Raw genomic sequence first — 25,781 nt, forward strand, 5'->3', positions numbered from 1 at the left:
CCCATGAAAATCGATTTCAAGAAGAAACAAACGCTGTCCATTGCCGGCGTCCTCGTGGCCGGCGTGCTACTCGCCGGGTTGATCCTCGGCACCGACAAGTCGCAGCCGGAAAACGACGAGCACGGCCACGGTAGTCATACGGAAGCGGCCCCCCATGCCGACAAGGAACACCACGGCGAGCCGGCCAAAGACGGCCATGCGGACGACAAGGGGCATGCCGACGAAGAGCACCATGAGGCGGCCGCACCCAAGAAAGGCCCGCATGGCGGAAAGCTCTTTACGGAGGATGGGTATGGCGTCGAGGTCACCATCTTCGAACAAGGCGTCGAGCCGGAGTTTCGTGTCTACACCTATCAGGACGGCAAGATACTCGACCCGGCGGCCAGCCAGATCAGCCTCACCCTGGAACGCCTGGGGCGCCCGCCGCAGGCCTTCAGCTTCGTCAAGGAAAAGGACTATCTCAAGGGCAACGCGGTGGTCGAAGAGCCGCATTCCTTTGTCGTAACGATCGCCGCCCAATACGGTAACAAGCCTTATCGATTTGCCTACGAGCAGATCGAGGCACGGGTGGCCATGTCCGATCAGCAACTCAAGCAGAACAACGTCGAGGTACTGACGGCCGGACCGGCACGCATCAAGAGCGCCCTGCAACTGATCGGTGAAATCCGCTTCAACGAGGATCGCCAGGTGCACATCGTGCCGCGCTTGACCGGCATCGTCGAATCGACGGCTGCCAACGCCGGCGACCGGGTGCGCAAGGGCCAGATACTCGCCGTGATTTCCAGCCAGGCGCTGGCCGACCAGCGCAGCGAACTGTTGGCGGCGCAGAAGCGCCTGGCGTTGGCGCGCACGACCTACGCCCGCGAGAATAAACTGTGGGAAGAAAAAATTTCCGCCGAACAGGATTACCTGCAAGCCGGCAACGCCCTGCAGGAAGCGGAGATCGCCACCCAGAACGCGCAACAAAAACTCGCTTCGCTCGGCGGCGAACTGCGCGGTAGCGGTAATCTGACGCGCTACGAGATTCGCGCCCCGATCGACGGCGTGGTGGTCGAGAAGCACCTCTCGCTGGGCGAGGCGGTCAAGGACGACGCCAACATCTTCGTCATCGCCGACCTGGCCACGGTGTGGGCCGAGATGACGATTCATGCCAAGGACCTCAACACCGTCAAGGTCGGCCAGAAAGCCAGCGTCAAGGCGACCGCCTTCGACTCCCAGAGCAGTGGCACCGTCTCCTACGTCGGCTCGCTGATCGGCGAGCAGACCCGGACCGCGAAGGCGCGGATCGTACTGCCCAACCCGCAAGGCATCTGGCGTCCCGGTCTGCCGGTCAACATCGAAGTGGTGGCCGACGAGGTCGAGGTGCCGGTGGCCGTCTCGGTGGAGGCGATCCAGAGCGTGCGCGACTGGACCGTCGTCTTCGGCCGCTATGGCGACAGCCTGGAAGCGCGACCCGTGCAACTGGGGCGCAGCGACGGCAAATTCACCGAAGTCGTCCGTGGCCTCAACGCGGGCGAGCAGTACGCCGCGCAAAACAGCTTCCTGATCAAGGCCGACCTGGGCAAATCCGGCGCCAGCCACGACCACTAGGAGATCACCATGAAACAGATCATCGCCATTGTGCAGCCCCATCGTCTGGAGCAGATCGAACATGCCCTGCATGGCCTGGCGCATTTGTCCGGATTCACGATCTTTCCGGCGCACGGCCATTCCCGCGGACAAGGTCCGCACCATGCCTTTGCCGCCACCGAGTGGAACCCCGACGCCCACGACCGCCTGGTCTTGATGATGTTCTGCCCCGATGAGCAGGTGCCAAGCGCTGTCGAAGCCATTCGCGCCGCCGCCCATACCGGCCTGCCCGGCGACGGCTTGATCGCGGTTTCCGAACTTGCCGACGTGCTGCGCATCCGCTCCGGCGAACGCGGCGACGCGGCGCTCTAACCGAAAGATTCCCCATGTTCGAAAAAATCATCCGTTTCGCCATCGAGCAGCGCTGGTTAGTGCTGCTGATGGTGCTCGGTATGGCAGCGCTGGGCGTTTACAACTACCAGAAGTTGCCGATCGACGCCGTCCCAGACATTACCAACGTGCAGGTCCAGATCAACACGGCAGCACCCGGTTATTCGCCGCTTGAAGCCGAGCAGCGCATTACCTACCCGATTGAAACCGTCATGGCCGGCTTGCCCGGTCTGCAACAGACCCGTTCGCTGTCGCGCTACGGCCTGTCGCAGGTGACGGTCATCTTCGAGGACGGCACCGATATCTATTTCGCGCGCCAACTCGTCAATGAACGCATACAGCAGGCCAGAGGCAAACTGCCGGCCGGCACTGAGCCCGGCATGGGACCGATCTCTACCGGTCTCGGGGAAATCTTCATGTGGACGGTCGAGGCGAGCGAAGGCGCGCTCAAGGCCGATGGCACCCCTTACACGCCGACCGATTTGCGCGAGATCCAGGACTGGATCATCAAGCCGCAACTGCGCAATGTGCCGGGCGTCACCGAAATCAACACCATCGGCGGCTACGCCAAGGAGTTCCAGGTCGCCCCCTTGCCCGACAAACTGGTTTCCTATGGCCTGGCCATGCCGGATCTGGTTGCCGCGATCGAGCGCAACAATACCAACGTCGGTGCCGGTTACATCGAAAAGCGCGGCGAGCAGTATCTGATCCGCGCCCCAGGTCAGGTGACCGACATCGCCGATATCGGCAACATCGTCGTCAGCAGTCGCCAAGGCGTTCCGATCCGTATCCGGGATGTGGCCGAAGTCGGTATCGGCAAGGAACTGCGCACCGGTGCGGCGACCGAGAACGGTCGCGAGGTGGTGCTCGGCACGGTATTCATGCTGATCGGCGAAAACAGTCGCACAGTCTCCCAAGCCGTCGCCAAACGGCTGGAAGAGGTCAACCGCACGCTGCCGCCAGGCGTGGTGGCCCAGACCGTTTATGACCGGACGATCCTGGTGGACAAGGCGATCGACACGGTCAAAAAAAATCTGATCGAGGGTGCCCTGCTGGTGGTGGCGATTCTGTTCCTGTTTCTCGGCAACATCCGGGCGGCGATCATCACCGCCCTGGTCATTCCGCTCGCCATGCTGTTCACCTTCACCGGCATGGTCAGCAACAAGGTCAGCGCCAATCTGATGAGCCTGGGAGCGCTCGACTTCGGCATCATCATTGATGGTGCCGTGGTGATCGTGGAGAACTGCGTGCGCCGGCTGGCCCATGCGCAAACCGTGGCTGGGCGGCCGTTGACGCGCAACGAACGGTTTCATGAAGTGTTCTCGGCGGCCAAGGAGTCGCGCCGTCCGCTGCTCTTCGGTCAGCTCATTATCATGGTGGTGTACTTGCCGATCTTCGCGCTCACCGGCGTCGAGGGGAAAATGTTCCACCCGATGGCGTTCACCGTGGTCGCCGCCTTGCTGGGCGCCATGATCCTGTCGGTCACCTTTATCCCCGCCGCCGTGGCGCTGCTGATCGGCGAGAAGGTCAGCGAAAAGGAAAACCGCCTGATGCTGTGGGCCAAGCACGGTTACGCGCCGATGCTCGATCGGGTGATGCTCAACAAGCCCCTGGTTCTGACCGTCGCGGCAGTCGCCGTCATTCTCTCCGCCTTGCTGGCCACCCGTATGGGCAGCGAATTCGTACCGAGCCTCAACGAAGGCGACATCGCGCTGCATGCCTTGCGCATTCCCGGCACCAGTCTGACGCAGGCGATCGAGATGCAAACTGAACTGGAACGGACCATCAAGCAGTTTCCAGAGGTCGAGCGGATATTTGCCAAACTCGGTACGGCCGAGATCGCGACCGACCCGATGCCGCCCAATGTTGCCGACAACTTCGTCATGTTGAAGCCGCAATCGGCATGGCCTGATCCCAGCCGCGACAAAATCGATCTGGTCAATGCCATCCAGGCCGCGGTGGCCAAGGTGCCCGGCAACAACTACGAGTTCACCCAGCCGATCCAGATGCGCTTCAACGAGCTGCTTTCCGGCGTGCGCAGCGATGTCGCGGTCAAAGTGTTCGGCGACGACATGGAGACGATGAACAGCACTGCCGGAGAAATTGCGGAAGTGCTGGAGAAAGTGCCCGGCGCCGCCGACGTCAAGGTCGAGCAAACCACGGGCTTGCCGATGATGACCATTCATATCGACCGCGAGAAGACCGCGCGTCTCGGAGTGAATGTCGGCGACGTCCAGGAAGCGATCGCCATCGCCGTGGGCGGCCGGGAAGCCGGCGTGCTGTTTCAGGGCGACCGGCGCTTCGACATCATCGTCCGTCTGCCCGAACGGCTACGCAGTGATACGGAGGCCATGAAACAGTTACCCATCCATTTGCCCATGGACGAAGCGGGTGGGCAAACCCGCCGTTCCTATCTGCAACTGGGCGACGTGGCGAGCTTTGAGGTCGCGCCAGGACCGAACCAGATCAGCCGCGAGAACGGCAAGCGGCGGGTCGTCGTCACGGCCAATGTCCGCGGACGGGATATCGGGTCTTTTGTCGCCGAGGCCGAACAGAAGATTCAACAGCGGGTCAAGGTGCCGACCGGCTACTGGACGACCTGGGGCGGCACCTTCGAACAGTTGCAGTCGGCGACAAAACGCCTGCAGATCGTCGTTCCGGTGGCGCTGTTGCTGGTCTTCATGCTGCTGTTCGCGATGTTCAACAACGTCAAGGACGGGCTGCTGGTGTTCACCGGCGTACCGTTTGCCCTGACCGGCGGCATTCTGGCGCTCTGGCTGCGCGATATCCCGCTGTCCATTTCGGCGGGGGTCGGCTTTATCGCACTGTCCGGCGTGGCGGTACTCAACGGTCTGGTGATGATCGCCTACATCCGTTCACTGCGCGAGGAAGGCCGGTCGCTGGATGCGGCGATTCACGAAGGTGCGCTGACGCGTCTGCGCCCGGTGCTGATGACCGCGCTCGTCGCTTCGCTCGGCTTCATTCCGATGGCCATCGCCACCGGCACCGGCGCCGAGGTGCAGCGCCCGCTGGCCACCGTTGTCATCGGCGGCATCTTGTCATCGACGGCGCTGACCCTGCTGGTCCTGCCGATCCTGTATCGGCTGGCTCACCGCAAGGAGGAAGAGGAAGACCAAGGCGACGATGCCAGCGGCAAGCCCAAGGTGAAGCAAGCCTGACCGGAGCCCCCTGGCTTGTGGGCGAGGGGGCATGTCAAAAATGCACAGATTAGCTTGATGCAAGTACGGGGGACATACGATGGACTTCACCATCAGGACGTTGATGGATTGCCGGCCAGAAATAGCCCCGTTCAATTTAAAGGAGATCGATCATGAGTCCGATAAATGGAATTGGTAACGTACCCCTTGACGGTCTCAACGGGACGGACGGGAAAAAATATGCTGCGCAGGGAGCCGCGCAAACTTTCCCTGACGCTTATCGGGTTGCGTTGGCCAATGCGCCCCATTCCAAAGAGGTGAGCACAGCAGCCAATTCCTCATCGTCGGCCAAAGTGGCTAAGCATATTCCCTTAGAGGGCCAGCCTCAGAAAGAGTGGGACGAAAACTTGCATGAGGTGGCGCTAGGGCTGAGAGTCTATCGCCAGCAACTCTTGGCATCGAATATCGCCAATGCGGATACACCCGGCTATAAGGCGGTCGATATAGATTTTCAGGCGGCATTGCATAGTGCGCGAACTGCGGCACACGTTGGATCGGTGAAGTTATCGACAACCGCTGAGGAGCATCTATCCACTCCGACACCGACCCAATCTCCCAATATCCCCCTGAAATATCATGTTCCGCTCCAGGCCAGCATTGATGGCAATACCGTTGATATGGATGTGGAGAGGACCAAACTTGCCGAGAACGCACTGATGTACCAATTCTCCATAGATCAGGTTGGTAAGAAGGAGATGTTGGATTTGCTGAATAACTTGAGATGACTAGGGTTATTTCAAAGCCTGTTGAGACTCCTGTCTTCATGTCGACTCGTCTGGCGCTGAACGATCGGAAGGTCAAGAAAGTCGTAATCATCCGGTAGCCAGAAATTTGCATCGTTTGGGCAAAAGTGGAGCATGAAACAAAGTGTCGTCGTCAAATCAAATACAAAGGAGTGAATCATGGGATTTTTTGAACGGATGCTGGGCAATTTGATGGGCGGCAGACTCGGTGGCCACTCCGGCGGTCATCATGGCGGCTCAAAGCATGGCGGCTACGGCGAATATCAGGGATATCCGCAAAACGGCCAAGACGGCAGGAATTCCGGCAACTCCTGCCCCAAGTGCGGCAGCGCCAACGTGGCGGAAGCACGCTTCTGCCAAAAATGCGGTAATTCCCTTTCACCCAGTACATGTTCTGGTTGCGCGACGGAACTGCCGACGGGAGCCAGATTTTGCGCCCAGTGCGGTAAACCGCAACAATAACGCTGGCTTTTATTTGGCGAATAGAAGGGTCAAAAATGATCAAATGCGACGTCGTAAAAACCATTGACATGTCGTTCGAAGACACAAGTTCAACTGAGGGTTGGGTATGAGAAGGTGGCTCTGGATCGCTGGGCTGAGTTTGGTAATTTTACTTGCGCTCCTCGTCTGGGGGGGAGTCGCCGGCATTGGATTCGTCACTGACAGGCTTCCCCTGTGGCTGACTGATGGAAAGCAAATCGCCGCACAGTCCATGAAAAAGACCGAGGAAGTGTTGCCCGGGCTCAAGGAGCGAATTGCGGAATCGACCCCCGAACTTGCGCGCAGGATTGAAGAGTGGGTGTCAGATGCAGCCTTGCCCAAGAAGGACGTGGGTGGTGAGGATATCGAGGGTATCCCGCGTTTTCCCGGCATGGTGCGAGTCGCCTTCGGTGTCCAAGAGCAGAAAAAAAGTGTGGCCTATAAGGGCGAGAGCGGTTTCGCCGAAGTCATCGTATTTTACGCCCGCGAGATGGCGAAGCAGGGATTCAGCAAAGAAGTAACCTCCGCCTCCACTGCTGAAGAGACTCACGTCTACACCAAGGGGAGCCGTCGCTTCGCGCTTAAATTCGTGAAAACGGTGCGACTAGCCACAGAAACCACGGACGTGGAGGTCAGGGAATTGTGAACCGCTGATATGACTGCGACTGCTGGTGTTGCTTGTGGGGAAAAAGCATGGCGTTTCTTGGTCGATTCCAATATGACTACTTGTCTAAACGCAACGATTCGAAGCAGGCGTAGATGCTGATGGGGTACGCGGATTTCCTGGCTTCGCCGGCAAACGCGTAGTGGTTGCCGGAAGGACTGTGACGATTTTTTCGGCGCATCAGTCGCTTTCCGATTTGGGCAAAGCGTGCCACTGCACTCGCCCTTGTGGCTGATTGAAAGAAATGAGGAGATAAACGAAGAGATGGATATCGAAACTGAACTTCTTTATACCTCCCGAATGATTCTTGCTGCAGTGATCGGCGGCTTGATTGGTTTGGAAAGAGAGCGTCATGCCAGCGATGCGGGCATTCGAACATTCATGGCAATTTCTATGGGCTCGTGTGCATTCAGCCTGATCTCAGTCCATGTCGGCGGTGATCCAACCCGTATTGCGGCACAAATCGTCACCGGCATAGGCTTTATCGGAGCAGGCGTCATTTTTCAGGATAAGGGGGGCGTGGCAGGACTAACGACAGCAGCAACGCTCTGGGCGACCGCGGCAGTCGGTATGGCCAGCGCTTTCGGCATGTATGTGCTGGCGATTGTCACAGGAGGACTGATTCTTGCCACCCTCGCGCTTCACCACCTACCCGGCTGGAAGCGGCTTAGGGAAAAAAATGGTAAACAAGACCACCCCGAGTAAACACATGCAGTCAAGTGGCATGCGCATTTTTGTCATCGCTCAAGGAGTAAATCATGGGATTCCTTAAGTGGATGTTGGGCAATTTGATGGGTGGCCATCACGGCAGCCCCAAACATGGCGTGGTGGCTGCGACGGTACTCCTTGCCCCAAATGCGGCGGCGCCAATGCGGTCGAAGCACACTTCTGTCTGCAATGAGGTGCTTCTCTATCGGGTAGTAAATGTTCCGGTTGCGGCGCGAAGCTGCCGGCGAGCATCAGGTTTTGCCGCGAGTACGGCAAAACACAACAGTAATGCAGCACGTACCCCGCTGAAATAAATTAGTTCCAAGGAGCGACCGCATGTCCGAAAAACTGAAACTGGACTTATCCCTGATCTTGCCGGACATCCCCGATGAGCGGGATGCCTGCGTGGGACGGCTGAGCGAACTGCTGCAGGCAGGGGGAATGGAGCAGGCGCACGTGACCCGTGAAAATGGCAGCTCCCGCCTTTGCCTGCATTACGATCCACAGCGGTTCAGTGTGAGCCGGGTACGCGAACTGGCTCAGGCCGCCGGGGCGAAAATCGGCACTCGCTATCGTCACGAGAGTCTGCGCATCGACGGTATGGATTGCACGACCTGTGCCACCGTGATTGAGCATGCCCTGCAACGAATCGACGGCGTGCTGGAGGCTTCGGTGAGCTACGCAGCCGAACGCCTGCGCCTGGAATTCGACAGTGAAAAAGTCGAGCGCCGAGTGATCATCCAGCGCATCCAGGCCCTGGGCTATAGCGTGCTGGAAGAAGGCCACGAAGCCGGATGGTTCGCCGAACATCGTGAGCTGGTTATCAGCGGCGTTGCCGGCTTGCTGCTGCTGGCCGGTTGGCTGACCGGCCTTTCCAGTGCGCCGCGTAATGTGGCGCTCGGCCTGTTGCTGGGCGCCTATGCGGCGGGTGGTTTCTACACCCTGCGTGACGCCTGGCAGAGTGTGACGAGCGGCCGCTTCGATATCGATACCCTGATGATCGTCGCGGCGGCCGGCGCGGCGGCGCTCGGTGCCTGGGAAGAGGGAGCGCTGCTGCTGTTCCTGTTTAGCCTCGGGCATGCGCTGGAGCACATGGCCATGGACCGTGCCCGCAAGGCCATCGAGGCCTTGGCGGAACTGGCACCCAAGACCGCCATCGTGCAGCGGGATGGCGTGGAGATCGAAGTCCGGGTGGAGGAACTGCAGCGAGGCGACCGGGTGATCATCAAGCCCGGCCAGCGTATCCCGGCCGACGGCCAAGTGGCGTCTGGCAACTCGGCAGTGGATCAGGCGCCGGTTACCGGCGAGTCCATACCGGTGGACAAACAGCCCGGCGACAAGGTGTTTGCCGCCACGATCAATGGCGAGGGCGCGCTGGTCGTCGAGGTGACGAGGCTGGCGCGAGAGAGTACGTTGGCGCGCATGGTGGAGATGGTGGCCGAGGCGCAGACGCAGAAATCGCCCACGCAGCGCTTTACCGACCGCTTCGAGCGAATTTTCGTGCCCGTCGTGCTGGTGGGCGCCGCCTTGCTCATCGTCCTGCCGCCGCTGTTCGGCTTTCCTTTTGCGGAATCCTTCTACCGTGCCATGGCGGTGCTGGTGGCTGCCTCACCCTGCGCGCTGGCCATCGCCACCCCGTCGGCAGTGCTGTCCGGCATTGCCCGCGCCGCCCGCGCCGGTGTACTGATCAAGGGCGGTGCACATCTGGAGAACCTCGGTCGGCTCACCGCCATCGCTTTCGACAAGACCGGCACGATCACGACTGGGCGGCCGCGGCTGACCGACATCGTGGCCCTCGGTGACGTAACCGAGAAGGAGCTCCTCGCGCTGGCGGCGGCGGTGGAGAGCCGCAGCGGCCACCCCTTGGCGCGGACGATCGTCGAGGCCGCCCGCAAGCGTGGCCTGCGCTGGGAAGAGGCCGCGGAGGCTGAGGCGGTGACAGGACAGGGGATCCGCGCGACCCTTGGCGGCCGGCGCGTCGAGGTCGGCAACCGCAAGCTCTTCGGCAGCGAGGTGGACGCGTGGTTGGCCGGGCGGGTCGATGAGTTGGAGGCGCTCGGCCGCACCACCATGCTGGTACGGGCGGACGGACGCTTTGCCGGCATCCTCGGGCTCATGGACACCCCGCGCGCCGGCGTGCGCGAGATCCTGGAGCGTCTGCACGCGCTGGGTATCGTCGAGATGGTCATGCTGACCGGCGACAACGAGCGCGTGGCGCGTGCGGTGGCGCAAGACGTGGGCTTGAGCGACGTACGGGCCAGCCTGCTGCCCGAAGACAAAGTCACCGCCGTGGCTGAACTCGTCGCACAGCACGGCCAGGTGGCCATGGTGGGCGACGGGGTCAACGATGCCCCGCGCTGGCCCGCGCCACGGTGGGCATCGCCATGGGGGGAGCCGGGAGCGACGTGGCGTTGGAAACGGCGGACATCGCCCTGATGGGCGACGAACTCGACAAGCTGCCCTTCGCCGTCGCCCTGAGCCGTGCCGCGCGCAGGGCGATCCGCCAGAACCTGTTCATCTCGCTCGGAGTGGTGGCCCTCCTGATCCCGGCTACGCTGTTCGGCTGGGCCGGCATCGGTGTAGCTGTGCTCATTCACGAGGGATCGACGCTTGTCGTGGTGATCAATGCGCTGAGATTGCTGACTTATCGTTCTCCGACTGGGGGAAGCGGGCGACTGGCAAGCCAGGAAATTGGCGCTAGGTGACGAAAGGCGAGCCCTTAAGGGCTTCATTGCAAACAGGCACCATCACCCGCTCACGCAGTTCCTTCCCGGCCTTGAAGGTGGGAACCCATTTCGCCGATACCGTGACCGGCTCACCTGTTTTCGGATTGCGAGCCTGGCGGGAAGAACGGTAATTCAGGTGGAAACTGCCGAATCCGCGAATTTCAACGCGGTCACCGTTAACCAACGCGGCATGGATGGCCCCGAGAATCTCCGCCACCGCCATCTCGGCATCCTTCTGCACGAGTTGCGGAAAGCGCTCAGCGAGCAGGAGGATGAGTTCGGAGCGGGTCATGCCGATATTTTACCTGAGGCGGCTTTTGCCCAACCGGAGTGAATCAGCCGTAGGTGTTTCCGCAGGGGTTGATGCGCGGGAAAGTCGCGAGAGCATGAATTGTCGGAATGTCCCGATGTTCATGGAGAAGCGCCATCATGGCCCACCCCAACGCCCATCCCGTTGTCGCCGTGCAGGGCGGCGTAACCGCTGCGCCGACCCTGCTGGGGCAAGGCCCCGCCCGCATTCCTACCGGCGGCAAGATCCGCGCCGGCATCAAGGTGCTCACCAAGAAGGCCGCCGGAGAGCCCCGTGCCAAGGCGATCTACGACCAGGGCGTGGCCGCGGGCCAGTCCTTCGAACAGATCGAGCGTGCCATCGCCGAAGCCTTGCCTAACCTCAAGACGCCGCTGGTGCCACGCAACGTCCCGTGGTTCACCGTGCGGGCCCAGGACTTTCCCAATCACGATATCGCCCGGGATATTCTGGAAGCCTATGGCGAGGACCGGGGCGAAGGCCGGCGCCTGTACCGGTTCCCGGTAGTGTTCCCCTCCGACTACTGGCAGACCGTGATGCCGCACGAGTTGGCGGCCTGGGGTGCGCACGAAAAGCACTACTGGTCGCAATACTCGGCCGATGGCCGGGTGCGCCACTGCATGTGCCATGCCCCGGTGCCGGTCGACGAGACGGGCCGGCGCACCATTCGCCTCTTCGGGGGCGCAAGACCATGATCCGCGAAGACAACGGCGGCCTTTGCGAACCCGAGGCCTGCTGCGAGTATCAGCAGCGCCAGTGCAACCTCACCGGCCGCTTCCTGTTCTTCATCCCCGGCATCCGGTCGATCAGCGCCTTCGAACTGCATACCAACAGCTTCTATGCGATGAACGCCGCGATCCAGAAGTTCGAGACCGTGGCCTTCCTGCGCGGCGGACGTATCTCGGGTTTCCTCGACCGGCAACGCACGCCTTTCTACCTCACGAAAAAACTGATGGAGGTGGCCCACATCGACGAGCAGGGGAGGGCGGTGCGCGTGCCGCAGTGGATCATCGATCTGGAGGCGCCGGTAGATGTGACGGCGTTGCTGCGCGACAACGACGACACCGAGACGGCCCTGGTGCAGGCGCAACTGGCGACGCAGGTGCTTCAGGGGAGCTCGGCTGCGGTGAGCGCCGAACCGCTGCGGCTGGAGGCGGCCGACATCCAGGCTGTGGCGGCGACCAACGAGGCGACCGTCGAGGAGCCGCCGTTGCGCGACGGCCGTCCCAGCTTCGAGCAACTGATGGCGCGCGCGCAGGCCTACGGGATCGCGCCGGAACGGTACCAGGCCTACGCCGACCGGCGCTGGGGACGGGGCTGGAAGATCAACCCGCACGGCCGGGCCCGGGCCTGGAATGAACTGGAACGCTACGGCAACGATCCGCAGGGCTATCTCGACAAGATCGAGAGCGAGATGCAACTGGCTTCTCGGGGGAGGACGGCATGATCCGCATCGCGCACTTCTCCGACCTGCACTACGGCACCAAGAACCTGGCGGAAGCCGACCGTTGCTTCGGCGCCGCCCTCGACCGGGCCATCGCGTTGGGTGCCGAGGCGGCGGTTATCTCGGGCGACGCCACCGACCATGGCCTCGACTTGCACGCCCCGGCCGCCGAACGGCTGGTCGCCCAGGTGCGGCGACTGGCCGACCATTGCCCGGTGCTGATGCTGCAGGGGACGTTCTCGCACGAACCCCCTGGCACCCTGGCAATCTTCCGGCTGCTGGGTGGACGGCATCCGGTGCATGTCGCTGATCGCATCGCGCAAGTTGCGCTCACGGCCCACGGCGAGTGGCTTTCTTCAACGAGTTGGTGCTTCGATGGGGTGCCGGCCGGTGCTCGTGCCCTGTTTTCCTGCATCCCCACGGTGAACAAGGCGGTGGTGGCCGCAACGGTCGGTGCGGCCGAAGCGGCCCAGGCCGTGGGGGAGCATCTGGCCCTCTTGTTGCGCGGCTACGCACCGACCCATCGCGCGGCCCGTCGGCAGGGCGTGCCGACAATCGGCGTGTCGCACGGTACGGTGTTCGGCTGCGTGAGCGAACATGGCGTGCCGATGGCCGGCTTCGATCATGAGTTCACTACCGGTGCCCTGTTCAGCGCCGAGACGCAGGCCTTCATGCTCGGGCACATCCACCGGCATCAGGCATGGGAACAGGAAATCAGGGTAGGGCGGCAATGCATCGCCTATCCCGGCTCGATCGGTCGTTTTCACTACGGTGAGGAAGGGGAAAAGGGGTTCTTGTTGTGGGAGGTCGACGCCGACCAGGCGCGCTTCACTCTGGAGCCCACGCCCGCGCGTCGGACCGTCGATATCGTGTTCGAAGGCAAACCCGATCTCGACGCCCTGCGCACAGCCGTCACCCAGCAGGACATCGCCGGCGCGTTCGTGCGCGTGCGCTGGACCGTCGCTGATGAAGACCGCCACCAGGTCGACCGCGCGGCGATCGAGCGGCTACTGGACGGGGCGGCGGAAACCAAGCTGGAGGGACGCATCGTGCCCGTGGTGCGCACGCGGGCGGCGGGGATTTCGCACCTGGCGAATCTGGCGGACAAAGTGCGCGTCTGGGCGCGGGTGACCGAGGTGCGGGCGGAGCCCTTGCTCGAGTGCCTCCAGTCGCTGTCGAGCCAGGAACCGGATGCCATCGCCGAGCTTGTGCTGCGTGGGCAGGAAGTCCCTGATGGCGGGGAATGCATCGACACCGCTGTCACCCTGTCGCCCCCGAGGGCCGATCTTGAGCCCGCGCTGCTGTTTTGACCTGGCCGGGGCCGGTCCCTTGGGGACGGACTTGCACACCCTTTTTCGTGCGGGAGACTGACCTGGTCATCCCGCTGGAGTACCACCATGCAACCGCTTTCACTCACTCTCAAGGGCTTTCGCGGCATTCGCGATGGCCTGGGACGCGATGTCCTCACCCTCGACTTCGAGCGACTGGCCGATGGCGCCGAACTGGTCGCCATCGCCGGCGCCAACGGGCGCGGCAAGAGCACCGTGATGGACAACATGCACCCGTACCTCACGATGCCCTCACGTGCCGGCGCGGCGGGGCCGGGTGGGTTCTCCTACTACGACCACGTCAGTCTACCTGAGAACGAGAAAGACCTGATCTGGGCCCACGACGGTCACCGTTATCGCTCGCAGGTGGTGATCCGCGTGAACGGCCGGCGCAGGACCGAAGCCTTCCTGCTTCGGCTCGCGGACGACGGCGCATGGAAGGCTGTGGTGCTGGACGATGGCACTGTGTCCGATGGCAAGGTGGACACCTATACGCGCTGCGTCGAAGCCATCTGCGGCAGCGCCGATACCTTCTTCACCTCGGTGTTCTCGGCCCAGGGCAAGCGGCAACTGAGCACCTACCGTAATGCCGAGATCAAGACCTTGCTGGCTGACTTGCTCGGACAGGAAGAAATCCGGGTGCTGGGCCAGAAGGCGAGCGAAACGGCCCGCCTGCTCAAGGCGGGCCTGGCGGCGATCCGGCAGGAACAGGCGGGACTGGATGCGGAAGCGCAGCGTATCGAGGCCGAGCAGCGCCGGCTCGACGGCGCGCCAGCCCGCGTCGCGCAGTGCCTTGCGGGGCGCCAAGCGGCCCAAGCCGCGCAAGAGTCGGCGCGAACCCGGCACGCGCAACTGATGGCCGAACGCGAGCAGTCGCGAGGTGTGGAGGCACGCCGGGGGCAACTTCAGGGCGAATGCCAGGCCGTGATCCAGGCCGGCACCCAGGCCATCGACATGTTGAAATCCCAAGACCGGGGCGAGGTTCAGCGGCTGGAACGGCTGGATCAGCGTATTGCACAGCGCCTCGCCCAGGAGTGCAACCGCCGGCAAGCGTTGCACAACCGGCGTCGACAATGCCTCGCGGTGTTGGCGGGTGTGCAAGCCGTGCGGCATGCCGAGTGCCGTCTGCCCATGGCCGAGCGGGTATTGTCGCTGCGTTCGGCGCAGGTCGGGGCATGGCGCCAACAGGTCCAACGCCTGACGCAGTGCCAAGCGGCGAAGGGTATGGTCCAGCAGAAGTTGTCCGGAATCGAACGCGAGGCCGGTCAAGCGGCGCTCAAGGCTGAGGAACTGATGCGGCGCTTCGGTCTCACTGGCGAGGTGCCGTGTGCCGGCACCGACCTGCAGGGGCAATGCCAGCTCCTGGGCGATGCGCGAGATGCCAAGGCCCTGATGCCCAGCGCCCAGGGGACGATCCGGCGGCTGGGGGCCGAGAAGACGGCGACACAGCAGGAACTGGACGCCTTGTGCAGGCAGCATGAGGAACTCGCGGGTGCGCCTCAGGCATTGGCCAGGGCCGAGCACCTGGCCGAGCTGGCCCGGGCGCGGGCCTCGCGGTTTGCGCTGCTGGCGGCCCAGGCAGGCGAAATGGTGCGGGCGCGGAGCACACTGGCCGGGCTCGAGCAGGAATTGACAGAACTGCCGGCCGCACAGGGAGCGGATGCCGCTGCCGGTCAGCAGCAGGTGGAGACGCCCGAGGAGGCGGCCGAGCGCCGACAGATCAATGCAGCACGGCAGACCATAGCCACCCAGCACGAGCAGCAGGCCACGCACTACCGTGCCACCCTGGATCGGCTCAAGCAGGCGCTGGCGGCCTTGCCGACCCCTTACGACGAGCAGCGCCTGATCGATGCGCGGAACGCAATGGACCAGGCGGCGCAGTCGGTCACTTCCGCCGAGCAGGATCACCTGGCCGCGGTGCGGGACGCCGAAGCCCTGGGCGCTCTCGTGCAGCAGGCAACCGCCCTGGCCGGTCGCCAAGCCCGAGTCACCAACCGCATCGCTAAGGTCGAAACCGAGTTGGCCAACTGGAACCTGTTCGCCAAGTGCATGAGCAACGACGGCCTGATTGCGCTGGCCATCGACGATGCCGGTCCGGCCTTGGCGGGCCTGGCGAATGATCTCCTGCTGGCCTGCTACGGCCCTCGTTTCACCGTCTCCCTCCAGACGCTGGTGGAGACCGGCAAGGGCGAGCAGAAGGAAGGATTCGACATCCTGGTGCACGACGGCGAGTCGGGCGAGAGCAAGAGCGTCAGTCTGATGAGCGGTGGCGAACGGGTCTGGATCAACGAGTGCCTGATCCGGGCGGTGGCGCTGTACCTCGCCCAGCACACGGGGCGGCGCTACGGTGCGCTGTTCTCGGACGAGGCCGATGGTCCTCTGGACCCCGAGCGCAAGCGCATGTTCATGGCGATGAAGCGGGAGGTGCTGCGCCTGGGCGGCTACCAGAGGGAGTTCTTTGTGTCGCAGACGCCGGAACTGACTGCTATGGCGGATGCGGTGATTGATCTGGAGGTCTGCGCGGCGGGTCCCATGCCTTGTGGCAGATGTTCCTCGGCAAGGGGGGCTCTCGACAGGAATGCTCCAGCCCTTGGCGCGCCCCTTGAAAATACGGACAACGGTAACCACTAAAGTTGTTAGTTGTGCCTTACGAGGGCGAGCCACCCTCGGGCTCCGAGATGAAGGATATTTTCAACTCAAGACCCAGCGTCTTGGCGAGTCGATAGAGAATCAACAAGGAGGGATTCGCGATCCCCCGCTCCAATTGCGACACGTAGGTCCGGTCAACTTCCGCAGCGAGCGCAAGTGACTCCTGGGAGAGTTTGGCCTGTTGTCGGGCAGCCTTGATTTGCCCTGCCAACTGAAGGCACAGCTTGTTGAAATCTTTATCGTCCACGCCCCCAGCTTGGGGGTGGCGAGACCTTTAATCCACGGATTATAATCTACAAAAATTCCATGTGCTTATTGATGGCAGCCGCTTCCGATGTTGCATCTCTACCTGAAGCCGAACTGTTGCCTGCTGATTAAAGGACTGATCGATTGGCTGTTATCGGTGAACCAAAACTCCAATTCAAGGAGCTCGATCGACTCCTGAGGCGTGCCAAGGCTTTGCTCGAGAAGCAGGGATTGGACAGGGGGTGTGGTTTCGCGACCTGTCCGGCAACCGATTCGGCTGCGTTCGACAAAATCCTTAGCGATGCGCTGATCTTCCTCACCGAGCGCTTCTACCATGAAGAAGAATTGATGAGGTCATTTACGGCAGATCCGCTGTTGCGAAACCATATCGATCGGCACAAGGAGGATCACGCCGAACTGTCGTCCGAACTCCTGGCGATCGTGTTGAATCTCCAGAAGCACGCGCTAAAGGAATTGGTGTTCCGGTTTCAACGACTCTTTGGTACTTCCCTCGACAACCATCGGAGGAACTATGACGCGGTACTGGATCAATGGCTGGCGGAGATAACGCCGGAGAAATCCGGTGTGTTGCCAAAATGAAGTGAATGAGCCCAGGGCCGCTGGGTCAGGATGGTATCCAAACGTTGACCGGGAAAAGGTGATGATCGTCGACGAGGATGGACGTACTAGGCGGGCTTCGACCACGACGCTGCGCCGGAAATTCCAGAGAGATCCTCGGTGGCCAGTCGCCGCGATTAGGTATTTCAATCCCTTTCTTTAAAGGCGAAATCATGTCAGCCTGTGACCAATCAGTGTGGGAATCCTATAAGACTGACCCGAACTTCCGTTGTTATCTGGAGGTGTGTCGGAATTTTGATCCCGAAGGATTCGATCGGGCATTAACGGAAGAAGAGGATGCGCACAGTTTCGACTTCCGGCGCGTCATCATCACGGCCTACCTGGAAGACTCTCTGGCTGGGGTGGTGCGATGATCTCGTTGCCCCCTGATCGACCGCCGGTTTGTTACAAGGGGTGACGATCTTGCTTGGTGAATTGGCGAGATATCGCCATTGAGTCGCACTGTCCGAGTATTCATATGCATCTGGGATGCCGGGCGCCGCCGTGATCATGTCTTCCATCACGGCGGCGCGTTAATCTAATTTCGGTCTGTTTACAACCACCTTATGCGCCGGGCGCGGACTGGTCGTAAACCGGTAGGAGGTCGATCACGGCCGCCTCGCTATCGAACTTCAGCCAGACGATGCCGGCCTGCTCGGCAACCTCGAAGATCGCCGCCAAGTCGGCTTCCGCCGGAATCCGGTAGCGTGGTGCCCCGACATAGATGAAGCCGCCGCAGTCGGTCGGGTAGGCGTTGACCGACAACTCGTCATCGGCCAGTTTCAGGCGGGTGCTTGAACTCAGATGCGAGATCGATAACGAAGCCAGGGGTTCAGCCTGCGCTTGCAAGCTTGCCACAGCCGGTTTTTCCATGCGGTTCTTCTTCATCTTGATGAGACGTCGACTTGGTCTTGGGGCGCCAGTCTGACGACTGAAGTTCATGCCGCAGTCGCGATAACGGAACCAGCGCAGGCGGCCCAGCGTACCCAGCGGCACGCCGTCGCCCGCGCAGACAGGACATTGGGGCGGGATTCTCGTCGACATGATGATTTCCTCACGCGACAGAAAAGGCAGCCCGACCCGATGAGGCAGGCATGCCTTTGAGCATCGGACGCCACGCGGTTGGCCGGCGGCGCATGGCGTTACACCAGTCCACATTCGGCAAACGACACCACCGTGTCGCCAGCGACGACGAAATGGTCGATCACCCGCACATCCACCAGGCTCAGCGCATGCTTCAGGTTCTGTGTCAGCAGTTCATCGGCCCGCGAGGGCGCGGCTTCCCCGAGGGATGGTTGTGCGCAACGGCCAGCGCGGCGGCGTTACGGGCGAGCGCCCCCTTGACCAGTTCCCGAGGATAGACGGAAGTCTGGGTCAATGTCCCCCGGAACAACTCCTCGACTTCGATCAGGCGATGCTGGGCGTCCAGGTAGAGCGCCAGGAACACCTCGTGCTCGAGCCCAGCGCAATACAGCCGCAGCCAATCGCGCAGGACTTGCGGCGAGTTCATCAGCGGGCCGCTGCGCATCTGCTCACGCAGATCGCGCAGCAGCAGTTCGCGGGCAATGCCCAAGCGATGGGCGAGAACGGTATCGGTGGTGCCGAGCATGCCCATTTGCGCCACGGCTTCGCTGACGTGCAATGGGTTGGTACCCGAGGCGCAAACCAGGGGTGAGAGTAATTCGCGGATCAGATCGGCGCGGGACAAGGCAGAAAGATTCATGGCGTTCTCCTCGATGTAACAAGAAAAGCGGGAACGCCGATCCCAAAGGGGACGAGGTCCCCGCTTGGGATGAATGTGCGGACCTGGGTCGGCACGATGAATGAGGCAGGTATCGACTGCGACGCCGGCTCGGGGCCGGACTACATTCCACGATGGAATGCAGGTATGCCCAGTCAGTTTCCAACATCAGTAGGGTGGATTCAAGGGGATGCGGAGGACGCAACGTTCAAGCGGCCGGAATTCGACGGGCTTGCGAATGGCGTTGGTGATGAGGGGGATGTGCCGGGATGAAGCCAAAATTTCACCGCGGACTTGTGTAACGCATTGACGTATTGGGGTTTGTCTCCGAACACATCACGGATGCCCTGATCGCGGCGCCGGAACTGGAGGCCCGCAACTTCGGGTTATGCTTATGCCGTCAAGCTTCCAGGGAGGCTTCATGGCGTCTGTCGAACGTACCGCCTATCCGCGGTTCGTCCGCTCCGACAGCCCGGCGGACCTCAAAGCAACGTTCTCGGTCTCCGAGGACGAGATCGAGTGGCTTCGAACCAAGACGCCGACTGCCCGCCATCGCCTCGGCCTCGCTGAAATCCCCGCAGAGGTCGTCAGCCACATCCGGGAAACCCTGGGCTACAGTCCCCGAATCCAGGTCGACTACTCCGGAAAGAACACCCTGCACCGGCACATGGCCGCGGTTCGGAGTTCCCTCGGCGTCACCGCCTTCTATGGCAAGGCCGCGTTCAAGGTGGCCGAGGAATTTGCCAAGAATGCCGCTGAAATCCTCGACCAGCGGGCCGACATCATCAATGCCCTGGCTACACACCAGCGGTGGCGGTGGCCTCGGCGGTGCCGCCCCTCCTGTTGGGCGCCGCATTCCTGGTGACAGGCTGAAATTCAAGGCTGAATACGTCCGATGTCGACCGCGATCTGCCCAGCGCCGACGGACGGAAGCTTTTTCCTGAGCACAGCGAAATCTTGCTCACGCCGGTTTTCCACCGTGAGCTTCTCGCTATCCCGGTCGATCAGGTGCAGGTTGAGCCGGCCGATGTACGTCGCCTGAGCGGCCTTCACCACGAAGGGATAGCTGAAAGTATCCTTCCGGCTGTCCTCGGCGCCCCCCTTCGGATCGGGCTCCCTCAGCCTCCAGGCGTAGAACTCATACTGTCCGGCTGGGAGGCGCATGGTTGTCAAGCGTCCAATGGGCGTCCCGTGGTCGATCACGTCGAGCGGCACGGCAGCGCCCGGCACCTTGACCCCCACGCCCCAGTCGGCGTCCCGGCGCCCACGCTCGCTTTGCATCCACTCTGTATGTTCCCTGGCCGATCTGAAGCGCGGGGTCGCTTCCGTCACCTGCTCGCCGTGAGGAGCGAGCGGCCTGACCCGGAATTCTAGGCTGGACACCTTGTCCAGCGGCTTGCCCGACACGGTCAGCGATACGACGGCCAGCCCCTCGGGGCTTTGGGGATTGAGGACGAAGTCGGGGGCAAGTCGGGAGCAGTGGCGCAGCCGGAAAGGCCCGCGGCAAGTAAGGCGGTCATTAGGCAATGTTTCATGATGTTTCCTTTCGTGGTTTGCATCTCAGCCTTCGACTACTACATCGGTGGTGCGCCGGCGTAAGATCTGTTGGCTATTGATTTCGCGGCCGATGGCCTTGAAGCGCAGGTAGAGGGTGGACACCAGCTCGGGGTGGGAGAGGAGAATCTGCTCCACCATCTGCCCTACGCGGTCGGATTCCTTCACGCCGGTCCCCGGCCAGGTGGCGGTGCTAATGGTCAGGGTGCCCTCGTTCACGTCGGTGAGGAAGGCGCGGCCGGCGAAGGCCAGGGCGGCGAGTACAATGGGGCTGACGGCGGCCACCGCCTGGGTAGCGGCCAGGGTAATTGGGGTCGCCGGCTCAACCAACGTCGGCCAGGCCATTGGGCTGAAAGTGATGGCCGTCATCCCCAGCCGCCTTGAAGACGACAAACGCAGTTCTCGCATCGAATTCTCCTTGTTGGACAGGAAAAATCCGGCGAGACCGGGAAGCTGGCTAAATCAGCAGCAGAAAATAAGGGGGTATCTCGCCGGGCTTAGGCAGCGAGAGCTATGTTCGGGCGCTCAGGCCCGTCGGGGATATGGGAAATATAAGTGGGCGGGGGAAGGTCGAACAGGGCCGCCCCCTGGGGAGTACCGCCGTGATGGGCGCGCTCAGGAAACATTGCCCGCCATTCAGATGTGAACTGCAATCGTTGTCGGCACTCGCGTTGAGCTTGCCCGGATCGCTCTTGCCCTGATCGCCGTGGGCCGTGTGCTTGTGCTCGTGATGTCCGAAATGCCGGGTGGCCTGTCCTTCCTCGTGCTGGCAATAAACGCCCCCTCCGGCCCATGCGAGCTGGAAAGGCAGGATCAGCACCAGGAAGATCACGAATACTTTTCTCACGATGACGAGTGTACCAGAGGTGGCGGCAACCCATCAAAATAAGACCAAAACCATGAGACAGAAAACGGGAAAGGCCTATTACCAATCCAGTCGATGCTTCTCTTCGGTTTCCTGGTGTCTGACATCGTCTCTGGAATGGAGGTAGATCGACGTGGTAGAAAGGGATTCGTGCCCGAGGTTATCCCGCACATGGCGGAGGTCCATCTGGGCATCTGCCATGCGGGAGCCTGCCGTGTGCCGCAGCCAGTGTGCCGCAGCCAGTGTGCCGAGGCGCGGCGCAAGTGCTCGACCTGGTGCGCCATATCCTCGCCCCGCAGGGCCAGCCGTTCGGCCGCCCGAACACCCGCTTGATGATGCCGTGCAGCGCTGAGCGCGTGAGCGGCTTCGGTTTCCCGGCGATGGTCAAGACGAGCGGCATGGTGTCGCCGGGCAGGGGCAGCGGCGCCAATCCGTACCCCCGGCGATAATGGATCAATTCCGCCAACAGCTCGTTGGTAACGGGGATGATCCGGATCTTGTCGCCCTTGCCGACGACTTCCAGCCACCATCGATCTTCGCATCGGGCATCCTTGCGGCAGAAAAAGCCGCCCATCGTATTGTCTGCCATCTCGGAGATGCGCAGTCCGCACCCGTACGGCAGGGAAAAAACCCAGCGCGCCCGGCCATAGTGCTCCCGTTCCCGGTCGGTCTCCCGCGGCGGGGCGGCGATTGTCGCCTTGACCGCCTGCCAGAGATCGTCATCGAGGAAGCGGGTCACGCGCGGCTTGGCTCGTCGGCTACGCTGCCGGGATAGCGATAGCGGGTTGCCGGCCAGGTAACCGGCGTTCACCAGCCACGAGAACATGGCATTGAGGATGACCATGGCTTGGCGCTGGCTGGTAGTTGCCAAGGGGCCGGCAAAGGGACGCCACGCGGGATTTTGGCGCGAGGGCTTGCGCCCCGCCCGGAACACCCATCGGCTGGCCGGCTGCGGGTCCGCCAGGAAGCGCTGATACACCAGAAAACCCTCATGAGTTAGGGAGGACAACCGCTCTTGCCGAAGAGCTGCAGCGTCTTCGTGCCACGGAGCCTACTGGGAACGCTGAAAGAAAGCCGGGAAGGAGCCGGAAAGCCCCCGAGAGTAAATAAATTACCTCGTCAACTCAATTTGTTACGCACGTCCATGGGGGGGTTTTTGCTTTATCCCGGCTGTACCCCATGAGGGCGTGCCGATCGCTTTCTGCGGCGCAAAGCTGCCGCCAGCTTGGTCAAAAGGGCCTACTTGCACGCCAGTGTGACCTGGATGCCAGTCTATTAGCACTGCATAAATTTTTTGCGTGATCGCCGTAAAACCCGCGACAAGTCTTAAAAATTTGATCAAGATAAAGGCTCAACCCTTCACGTAGAACGACGATGATCCGCCTCGGTTCGCACATTCGACTCACACGCCGGGAGGTCGAGCGCTTCCGGAAGATCACCGACATCGAGCCGGTGAACATCCGCACGCTCGACGACCTGGACGCCTACATCGCCCGATGCAAGGCGCACTACTGGGGCGTCTCCAAGGACACCCAGTTCCTGCATTGGCTCATCGACCGCGAATACGCCCAGTGCCGCCTGGCGGCGTAGCACGGTTGGTTTTCTGCGGGCGACCGCCTCCCCAGCGTTTCTGCCGGGGAGGCATTGCTCCATTGGGTAGTGCCCTCGAAGTCACTGGAAGACACGCGGCTCGATCGTCGCGCCGCGCATGAAGGCGAGGTAGGCGCCGGCCTTGCCGATGTCCCGGAAACTGGCGACGACTTCTTCGCGCCGCAGAACGTCCCAGGACCGGTCGGCGTCGCCCGAAGGCTTGATGCTCAAGTCGGCTTCGCGGTAGGCGGCATGGCGATACAGGAAGTCGGCCGATTCCCAATCCACGATGGCAAGGAGGCAAGCGCACAGAATGGCGCAGCCGCCATGCTCGCCGGACTCGATCAGCAAGGGGACCTTCAAACTCCCCGTCGAGCGGCCGATCCGGCCGACGACGTCGTGCTCTTCCAGCCAGGGTTCGCCGGTGCTCGTCTCGCCCAGGATCAGGCGGACCTTCCGTTCGCGGGTGCGGCAGGATTCCAGGACCCTGGTGGCCTTGGCATCCGTGCCGGGATCGAAGTAGGTCGTGCGCGTCAGGGGCGACTGGCTCCAGGCCTGGATGGCTTTCAGGTACTTATCGTAGCCGGCGAGGGTCGCGTAGTCCTCGTCCGTGAACGCCAGGTCGGCACGGCCCAGCTTGCTGGCGATCTGGTTGGCGTGATCCCGGGCGTTGGCGAAACCGAGGCAGGTATAGCCCTCGCCGCAATTGATCACGTAACGCTGCTGTGCCGCATTGATACTCACTTTGTTCATCTCGGGTTCCTTTCGAAATGTCGTGGAACCCCACCCCGTCGGGCGTGAGCCCCACGGGGTTGTTGGATCTCCGGCAGGCCGAATGTCAGCTGGCCGGTGGTGTCGCTGCGGCTCAGGCCGCCTGCGCCACTGCCTGGAATCCTTGCGCCAAGGCGCCAGCCTCGGTGGCGACTACGACCTGGTCGGACAGCAGGCGGTCCAGCTTCAGCAGCAGGGCGTCGGCGTGCTCCTGGTCATCCGGGTAGAGGGACGGGCGCAGTTTCTCAACCTCCTTCTTGATGAGGCGAAGCTCTGGGACGATGGCGCGCTCAGCGTGCGCTTCGATAGCGTTCAGGATGGCGGTAATGGTGATCATCAAAGGCTTCCTTTCATTGCTAGAAAAAGATGGGCCGGCATGCCGGGGGCAGATCGGCGGGCGGGGTTTGGCCCGACGGGCGCAGATGGCGTAGCGGGCGGATGGGGGCGCCCTGTGAAGTCGCCTTGCCGGCGTTCACGGGCACTCGATGGGGTGTGCGGGGATCGGGGCGAGCACCGCACGCGCCGCTGGGTGAGCAGCGGGCGTGGGCGTTCGGCGATCCGGATGCGACGGCTGGTGCCGGCCACATCACAGGCCGGGCCGGTGATGGCCCGGCGCTTCTCGGGTCAGGTGGCCGAGCGCGTTGTTTTTGCGCTGGGCGAGGCCTGGGCTTCGGTGGATACTGCTAGCGGATTGGTCGCAGGCTGGGCCGCCTGTTGCTCGAAGGCCGTGTGTGCCGTCGTGAACTCGGTTTCCCGAGCCAGGCGGCGCACTTGGGCCACGGCCGGTTCCTTGACCACTTCGGGCAGGCATTCGACGGCGATGTCGCTGCCGTGACGCAGACCCTTCTGCAGACTGTGCAGCGGCCGGACGAACAGGCCGTGGCACAGCCAGCGGACGAACTGGCCGATCCGCTTGTTGCGCGCCTGGCGGGCCTTGTGCCGACGCAGGGATTCCTTGCAGCACAGGTACAACGCCAGATGGGTACGCTTCATTTCGGGATCGGACTCGAGCTGGGCCATGACTTCGGTCGCGATGGCCGGATCACGGCCGACGCGCTGGTAGAAGCCGACCCAGGCACGCTCTTCCTCGGACTCGATACCGGAGCGCCGGGGGCGAGGACGGGGTTTCTCAAGGGACATGATGTTCTCCAAAGACGAATAGAGGGAACACCTGTCCCTGGTCGGGGAGGTGGTGGACTCCCCGGGGTTGCACGGACCTGCGGCGCTGCTAAGCTGAACGCTCACAGGTCAAGAGGTGCCCACACCATGCTGCGTGCAGGCGATGCACTACGGTTCACGCCCGACGAAATCGAGGACTTCCGAAAACTCGGTCTCGACTTCGACGGGGCGCGAACACAGGACGACATCAACCAGGCGTTGACCCGATGGGCCGATACGCTGAACGATGAACGTCCCGATCTGCTGGACAGAATCGCTGCGGCAATGGCGAAGGCCAGGGGCATCACGCTACCCGCACGCTTGACGCGGATACGTTGATGCGGCTTGCCTGCCGTTGTCCTCGGCAATCCTCAGCCAGCGGTCGGCGATCCGGTCCAGGTAGACCAGATCGTCGGCTTCGATCTCACCCGACTCTCGCAAGCGGGCGATCACCTCCTTGACCAGAGACGGATCGTCCTTGGCCAGTTGGATCACAGTGGCGGCAATGCGCCGGCGGTAGAGGCTGATCGGCATGGTCAAGCCCCCGCCGCACGGTACTCGGAAGCGCAGCCAGACCGTCCGGGGACGGTAGGCCGCGGCTTCAACAACGCCGGCACAGTCATACGCTGGGACCGTCGGGCGTACCCGGAACCACCCAGCAGCACGGCGACCGGGCGCGACTCTCTCGTCGCAGGGATTGCGAACATGGTGTTCTCCTTCAGGAATGAAAGGGAACACCCATCCCTGGCGGGGAACTTGGGGTTCCCCGTTCGGGATGCTCCGCCGTGGACGGCAGAGCGGCTCGGCAACGTGCCAGGCGGCACGTGCAGGATGAAGGCCCACAATTCTAGCGAATGGGGCCTTCGCTCGATGCCGATCGACCCCGAAGGTCGCGCGGCAGGATACGGCGTTCAGCCAGGCGGCTGAACCGGACACTCGGCCAAAGACATGGCCGGACCCGACCGAAGTCGGGGATCCAAAAGGCAGGTAACGACTGCGACGCCAGCAAGGC

At 62.3% G+C, this 25,781-nt stretch carries 29 protein-coding genes and 1 pseudogene; 17 read left to right on the forward strand and 13 right to left on the reverse strand.

What is annotated here, in order from left to right:
* Positions 1-3 precede the first annotated feature (3 nt).
* From NQE15_RS13465 to NQE15_RS13505, 9 genes are all read left to right on the forward strand, one after another.
* On the forward strand, positions 4-1,590 hold the full coding sequence (locus NQE15_RS13465; protein ID WP_265942102.1) for an efflux RND transporter periplasmic adaptor subunit: 1,587 nt from the start codon (positions 4-6) through the stop codon (positions 1,588-1,590).
* 9 nt (positions 1,591-1,599) lie between these two features.
* Positions 1,600-1,941 (forward strand): P-II family nitrogen regulator, encoded by a 342-nt coding sequence (locus NQE15_RS13470; protein ID WP_265942104.1) that lies wholly within the window; start codon positions 1,600-1,602, stop codon positions 1,939-1,941.
* A 14-nt stretch (positions 1,942-1,955) separates the two neighbouring features.
* Complete coding sequence (locus NQE15_RS13475) at positions 1,956-5,138, forward strand: CusA/CzcA family heavy metal efflux RND transporter (RefSeq protein WP_265942106.1); 3,183 nt, start codon at positions 1,956-1,958, stop codon at positions 5,136-5,138.
* 152 nt (positions 5,139-5,290) lie between these two features.
* Positions 5,291-5,902, forward strand: a complete 612-nt coding sequence (gene flgB / locus NQE15_RS13480; protein ID WP_265942108.1) for a flagellar basal body rod protein FlgB — start codon at positions 5,291-5,293, stop codon at positions 5,900-5,902.
* Positions 5,903-6,079: 177 nt separating this feature from the next.
* Positions 6,080-6,382 carry a double zinc ribbon domain-containing protein gene (locus NQE15_RS13485; protein WP_265942110.1) on the forward strand — a complete coding sequence of 101 codons (303 nt, stop codon included), beginning with the start codon at positions 6,080-6,082 and terminating at the stop codon, positions 6,380-6,382.
* 250 nt (positions 6,383-6,632) lie between these two features.
* Positions 6,633-7,046 (forward strand): hypothetical protein, encoded by a 414-nt coding sequence (locus tag NQE15_RS13490; RefSeq protein ID WP_265942112.1) that lies wholly within the window; start codon positions 6,633-6,635, stop codon positions 7,044-7,046.
* Between the two features lie 282 nt (positions 7,047-7,328).
* The gene (locus NQE15_RS13495; RefSeq protein WP_265942114.1) at positions 7,329-7,769 is read left to right on the forward strand and encodes an MgtC/SapB family protein; all 441 of its coding nucleotides are present in this window, start codon (positions 7,329-7,331) and stop codon (positions 7,767-7,769) included.
* Between the two features lie 339 nt (positions 7,770-8,108).
* Positions 8,109-10,208, forward strand: a complete 2,100-nt coding sequence (locus NQE15_RS13500; protein ID WP_265942117.1) for a heavy metal translocating P-type ATPase — start codon at positions 8,109-8,111, stop codon at positions 10,206-10,208.
* Positions 10,208-10,477, forward strand: a complete 270-nt coding sequence (locus tag NQE15_RS13505) for a hypothetical protein (RefSeq protein ID WP_265942119.1) — start codon at positions 10,208-10,210, stop codon at positions 10,475-10,477. The genes NQE15_RS13500 and NQE15_RS13505 overlap by 1 nt, the downstream gene beginning before the upstream one ends.
* On the opposite strand, the gene NQE15_RS13510 is transcribed toward NQE15_RS13505, so the two are convergent.
* Positions 10,470-10,790 carry an integration host factor subunit beta gene (locus tag NQE15_RS13510; protein ID WP_265942121.1) on the reverse strand — a complete coding sequence of 107 codons (321 nt, stop codon included), beginning with the start codon at positions 10,788-10,790 and terminating at the stop codon, positions 10,470-10,472. The two genes, NQE15_RS13505 and NQE15_RS13510, sit on opposite strands and share 8 nt — an antisense overlap.
* A 107-nt stretch (positions 10,791-10,897) precedes the next feature.
* Between NQE15_RS13510 and NQE15_RS13515 the strand changes: the two genes are divergently transcribed.
* The 4 genes from NQE15_RS13515 (at position 10,898) to NQE15_RS13530 (ending at position 16,208) form a co-directional block, all read left to right on the forward strand.
* Positions 10,898-11,500, forward strand: a complete 603-nt coding sequence (locus NQE15_RS13515) for a hypothetical protein (protein ID WP_265942123.1) — start codon at positions 10,898-10,900, stop codon at positions 11,498-11,500.
* A complete protein-coding gene (locus NQE15_RS13520) occupies positions 11,497-12,252 on the forward strand; it encodes a hypothetical protein (protein ID WP_265942125.1) in 756 nt (251 codons plus the stop codon). The genes NQE15_RS13515 and NQE15_RS13520 overlap by 4 nt, the downstream gene beginning before the upstream one ends.
* Positions 12,249-13,559 (forward strand): metallophosphoesterase family protein, encoded by a 1,311-nt coding sequence (locus NQE15_RS13525; RefSeq protein ID WP_265942127.1) that lies wholly within the window; start codon positions 12,249-12,251, stop codon positions 13,557-13,559. The genes NQE15_RS13520 and NQE15_RS13525 overlap by 4 nt, the downstream gene beginning before the upstream one ends.
* Positions 13,560-13,646: 87 nt before the next feature.
* A complete protein-coding gene (locus NQE15_RS13530; protein WP_265942129.1) occupies positions 13,647-16,208 on the forward strand; it encodes a DNA repair protein in 2,562 nt (853 codons plus the stop codon).
* Between the two features lie 16 nt (positions 16,209-16,224).
* On the opposite strand, the gene NQE15_RS13535 is transcribed toward NQE15_RS13530, so the two are convergent.
* Positions 16,225-16,473 carry a helix-turn-helix domain-containing protein gene (locus NQE15_RS13535; protein WP_265942131.1) on the reverse strand — a complete coding sequence of 83 codons (249 nt, stop codon included), beginning with the start codon at positions 16,471-16,473 and terminating at the stop codon, positions 16,225-16,227.
* 143 nt (positions 16,474-16,616) lie between these two features.
* On the opposite strand from NQE15_RS13535, the gene NQE15_RS13540 reads away from it, so the two are divergent.
* The gene (locus NQE15_RS13540; RefSeq protein ID WP_265942134.1) at positions 16,617-17,072 is read left to right on the forward strand and encodes a hypothetical protein; all 456 of its coding nucleotides are present in this window, start codon (positions 16,617-16,619) and stop codon (positions 17,070-17,072) included.
* Between the two features lie 299 nt (positions 17,073-17,371).
* Here the strand turns inward: NQE15_RS13540 and NQE15_RS13545 are convergent, their stop codons facing one another.
* The 3 genes and pseudogenes from NQE15_RS13545 to radC all read right to left on the reverse strand — a co-directional run bounded on the left by NQE15_RS13545 (position 17,372) and on the right by radC (position 18,705).
* Entirely contained in the window at positions 17,372-17,611 is a 240-nt protein-coding gene (locus NQE15_RS13545; protein ID WP_265942136.1) for a hypothetical protein, read from the reverse strand.
* A gap of 43 nt (positions 17,612-17,654) precedes the next feature.
* A complete protein-coding gene (locus tag NQE15_RS13550) occupies positions 17,655-18,134 on the reverse strand; it encodes a hypothetical protein (RefSeq protein WP_265942138.1) in 480 nt (159 codons plus the stop codon).
* Between the two features lie 98 nt (positions 18,135-18,232).
* Positions 18,233-18,705: pseudogene (gene radC / locus NQE15_RS13555) on the reverse strand (RadC family protein).
* A gap of 547 nt (positions 18,706-19,252) precedes the next feature.
* Here radC and NQE15_RS13560 point away from each other — a divergent pair.
* Positions 19,253-19,696 (forward strand): DUF4158 domain-containing protein, encoded by a 444-nt coding sequence (locus NQE15_RS13560; protein WP_265942140.1) that lies wholly within the window; start codon positions 19,253-19,255, stop codon positions 19,694-19,696.
* Between the two features lie 11 nt (positions 19,697-19,707).
* On the opposite strand, the gene NQE15_RS13565 is transcribed toward NQE15_RS13560, so the two are convergent.
* The 4 genes from NQE15_RS13565 to NQE15_RS13580 form a co-directional block, all read right to left on the reverse strand.
* Positions 19,708-20,358, reverse strand: coding sequence for a hypothetical protein (locus NQE15_RS13565; RefSeq protein ID WP_265942142.1), 651 nt, complete (start codon positions 20,356-20,358; stop codon positions 19,708-19,710).
* Positions 20,359-20,391: 33 nt separating this feature from the next.
* Positions 20,392-20,793, reverse strand: coding sequence for a hypothetical protein (locus NQE15_RS13570; protein ID WP_265942145.1), 402 nt, complete (start codon positions 20,791-20,793; stop codon positions 20,392-20,394).
* Between the two features lie 517 nt (positions 20,794-21,310).
* Complete coding sequence (locus tag NQE15_RS13575; RefSeq protein ID WP_323054892.1) at positions 21,311-21,451, reverse strand: hypothetical protein; 141 nt, start codon at positions 21,449-21,451, stop codon at positions 21,311-21,313.
* Positions 21,411-22,094 carry a tyrosine-type recombinase/integrase gene (locus NQE15_RS13580; protein ID WP_265942148.1) on the reverse strand — a complete coding sequence of 228 codons (684 nt, stop codon included), beginning with the start codon at positions 22,092-22,094 and terminating at the stop codon, positions 21,411-21,413. Before NQE15_RS13580 ends, NQE15_RS13575 begins: the two co-directional genes overlap by 41 nt.
* Positions 22,095-22,624: 530 nt before the next feature.
* On the opposite strand from NQE15_RS13580, the gene NQE15_RS13585 reads away from it, so the two are divergent.
* On the forward strand, positions 22,625-22,840 hold the full coding sequence (locus tag NQE15_RS13585) for a hypothetical protein (protein ID WP_265942150.1): 216 nt from the start codon (positions 22,625-22,627) through the stop codon (positions 22,838-22,840).
* 81 nt (positions 22,841-22,921) lie between these two features.
* Here the strand turns inward: NQE15_RS13585 and NQE15_RS13590 are convergent, their stop codons facing one another.
* The 3 genes from NQE15_RS13590 to NQE15_RS13600 all read right to left on the reverse strand — a co-directional run bounded on the left by NQE15_RS13590 (position 22,922) and on the right by NQE15_RS13600 (position 24,751).
* On the reverse strand, positions 22,922-23,593 hold the full coding sequence (locus NQE15_RS13590; RefSeq protein ID WP_265942152.1) for a hypothetical protein: 672 nt from the start codon (positions 23,591-23,593) through the stop codon (positions 22,922-22,924).
* A gap of 112 nt (positions 23,594-23,705) precedes the next feature.
* Positions 23,706-23,948 (reverse strand): hypothetical protein, encoded by a 243-nt coding sequence (locus NQE15_RS13595; protein ID WP_150430412.1) that lies wholly within the window; start codon positions 23,946-23,948, stop codon positions 23,706-23,708.
* Positions 23,949-24,235: 287 nt separating this feature from the next.
* Positions 24,236-24,751 (reverse strand): hypothetical protein, encoded by a 516-nt coding sequence (locus NQE15_RS13600; protein WP_265942157.1) that lies wholly within the window; start codon positions 24,749-24,751, stop codon positions 24,236-24,238.
* A 126-nt stretch (positions 24,752-24,877) separates the two neighbouring features.
* Here NQE15_RS13600 and NQE15_RS13605 point away from each other — a divergent pair, with 126 nt between their 5' ends.
* Complete coding sequence (locus tag NQE15_RS13605) at positions 24,878-25,108, forward strand: hypothetical protein (RefSeq protein ID WP_265942159.1); 231 nt, start codon at positions 24,878-24,880, stop codon at positions 25,106-25,108.
* Here NQE15_RS13605 and NQE15_RS13610 read toward each other — a convergent pair.
* Complete coding sequence (locus NQE15_RS13610) at positions 25,079-25,303, reverse strand: hypothetical protein (RefSeq protein WP_265942161.1); 225 nt, start codon at positions 25,301-25,303, stop codon at positions 25,079-25,081. The genes NQE15_RS13605 and NQE15_RS13610 overlap by 30 nt on opposite strands.
* Positions 25,304-25,781 lie beyond the last annotated feature (478 nt).

Origin of the sequence: Dechloromonas sp. A34 (assembly GCF_026261605.1) — a bacterium.
Taxonomy (GTDB): domain Bacteria; phylum Pseudomonadota; class Gammaproteobacteria; order Burkholderiales; family Rhodocyclaceae; genus Azonexus.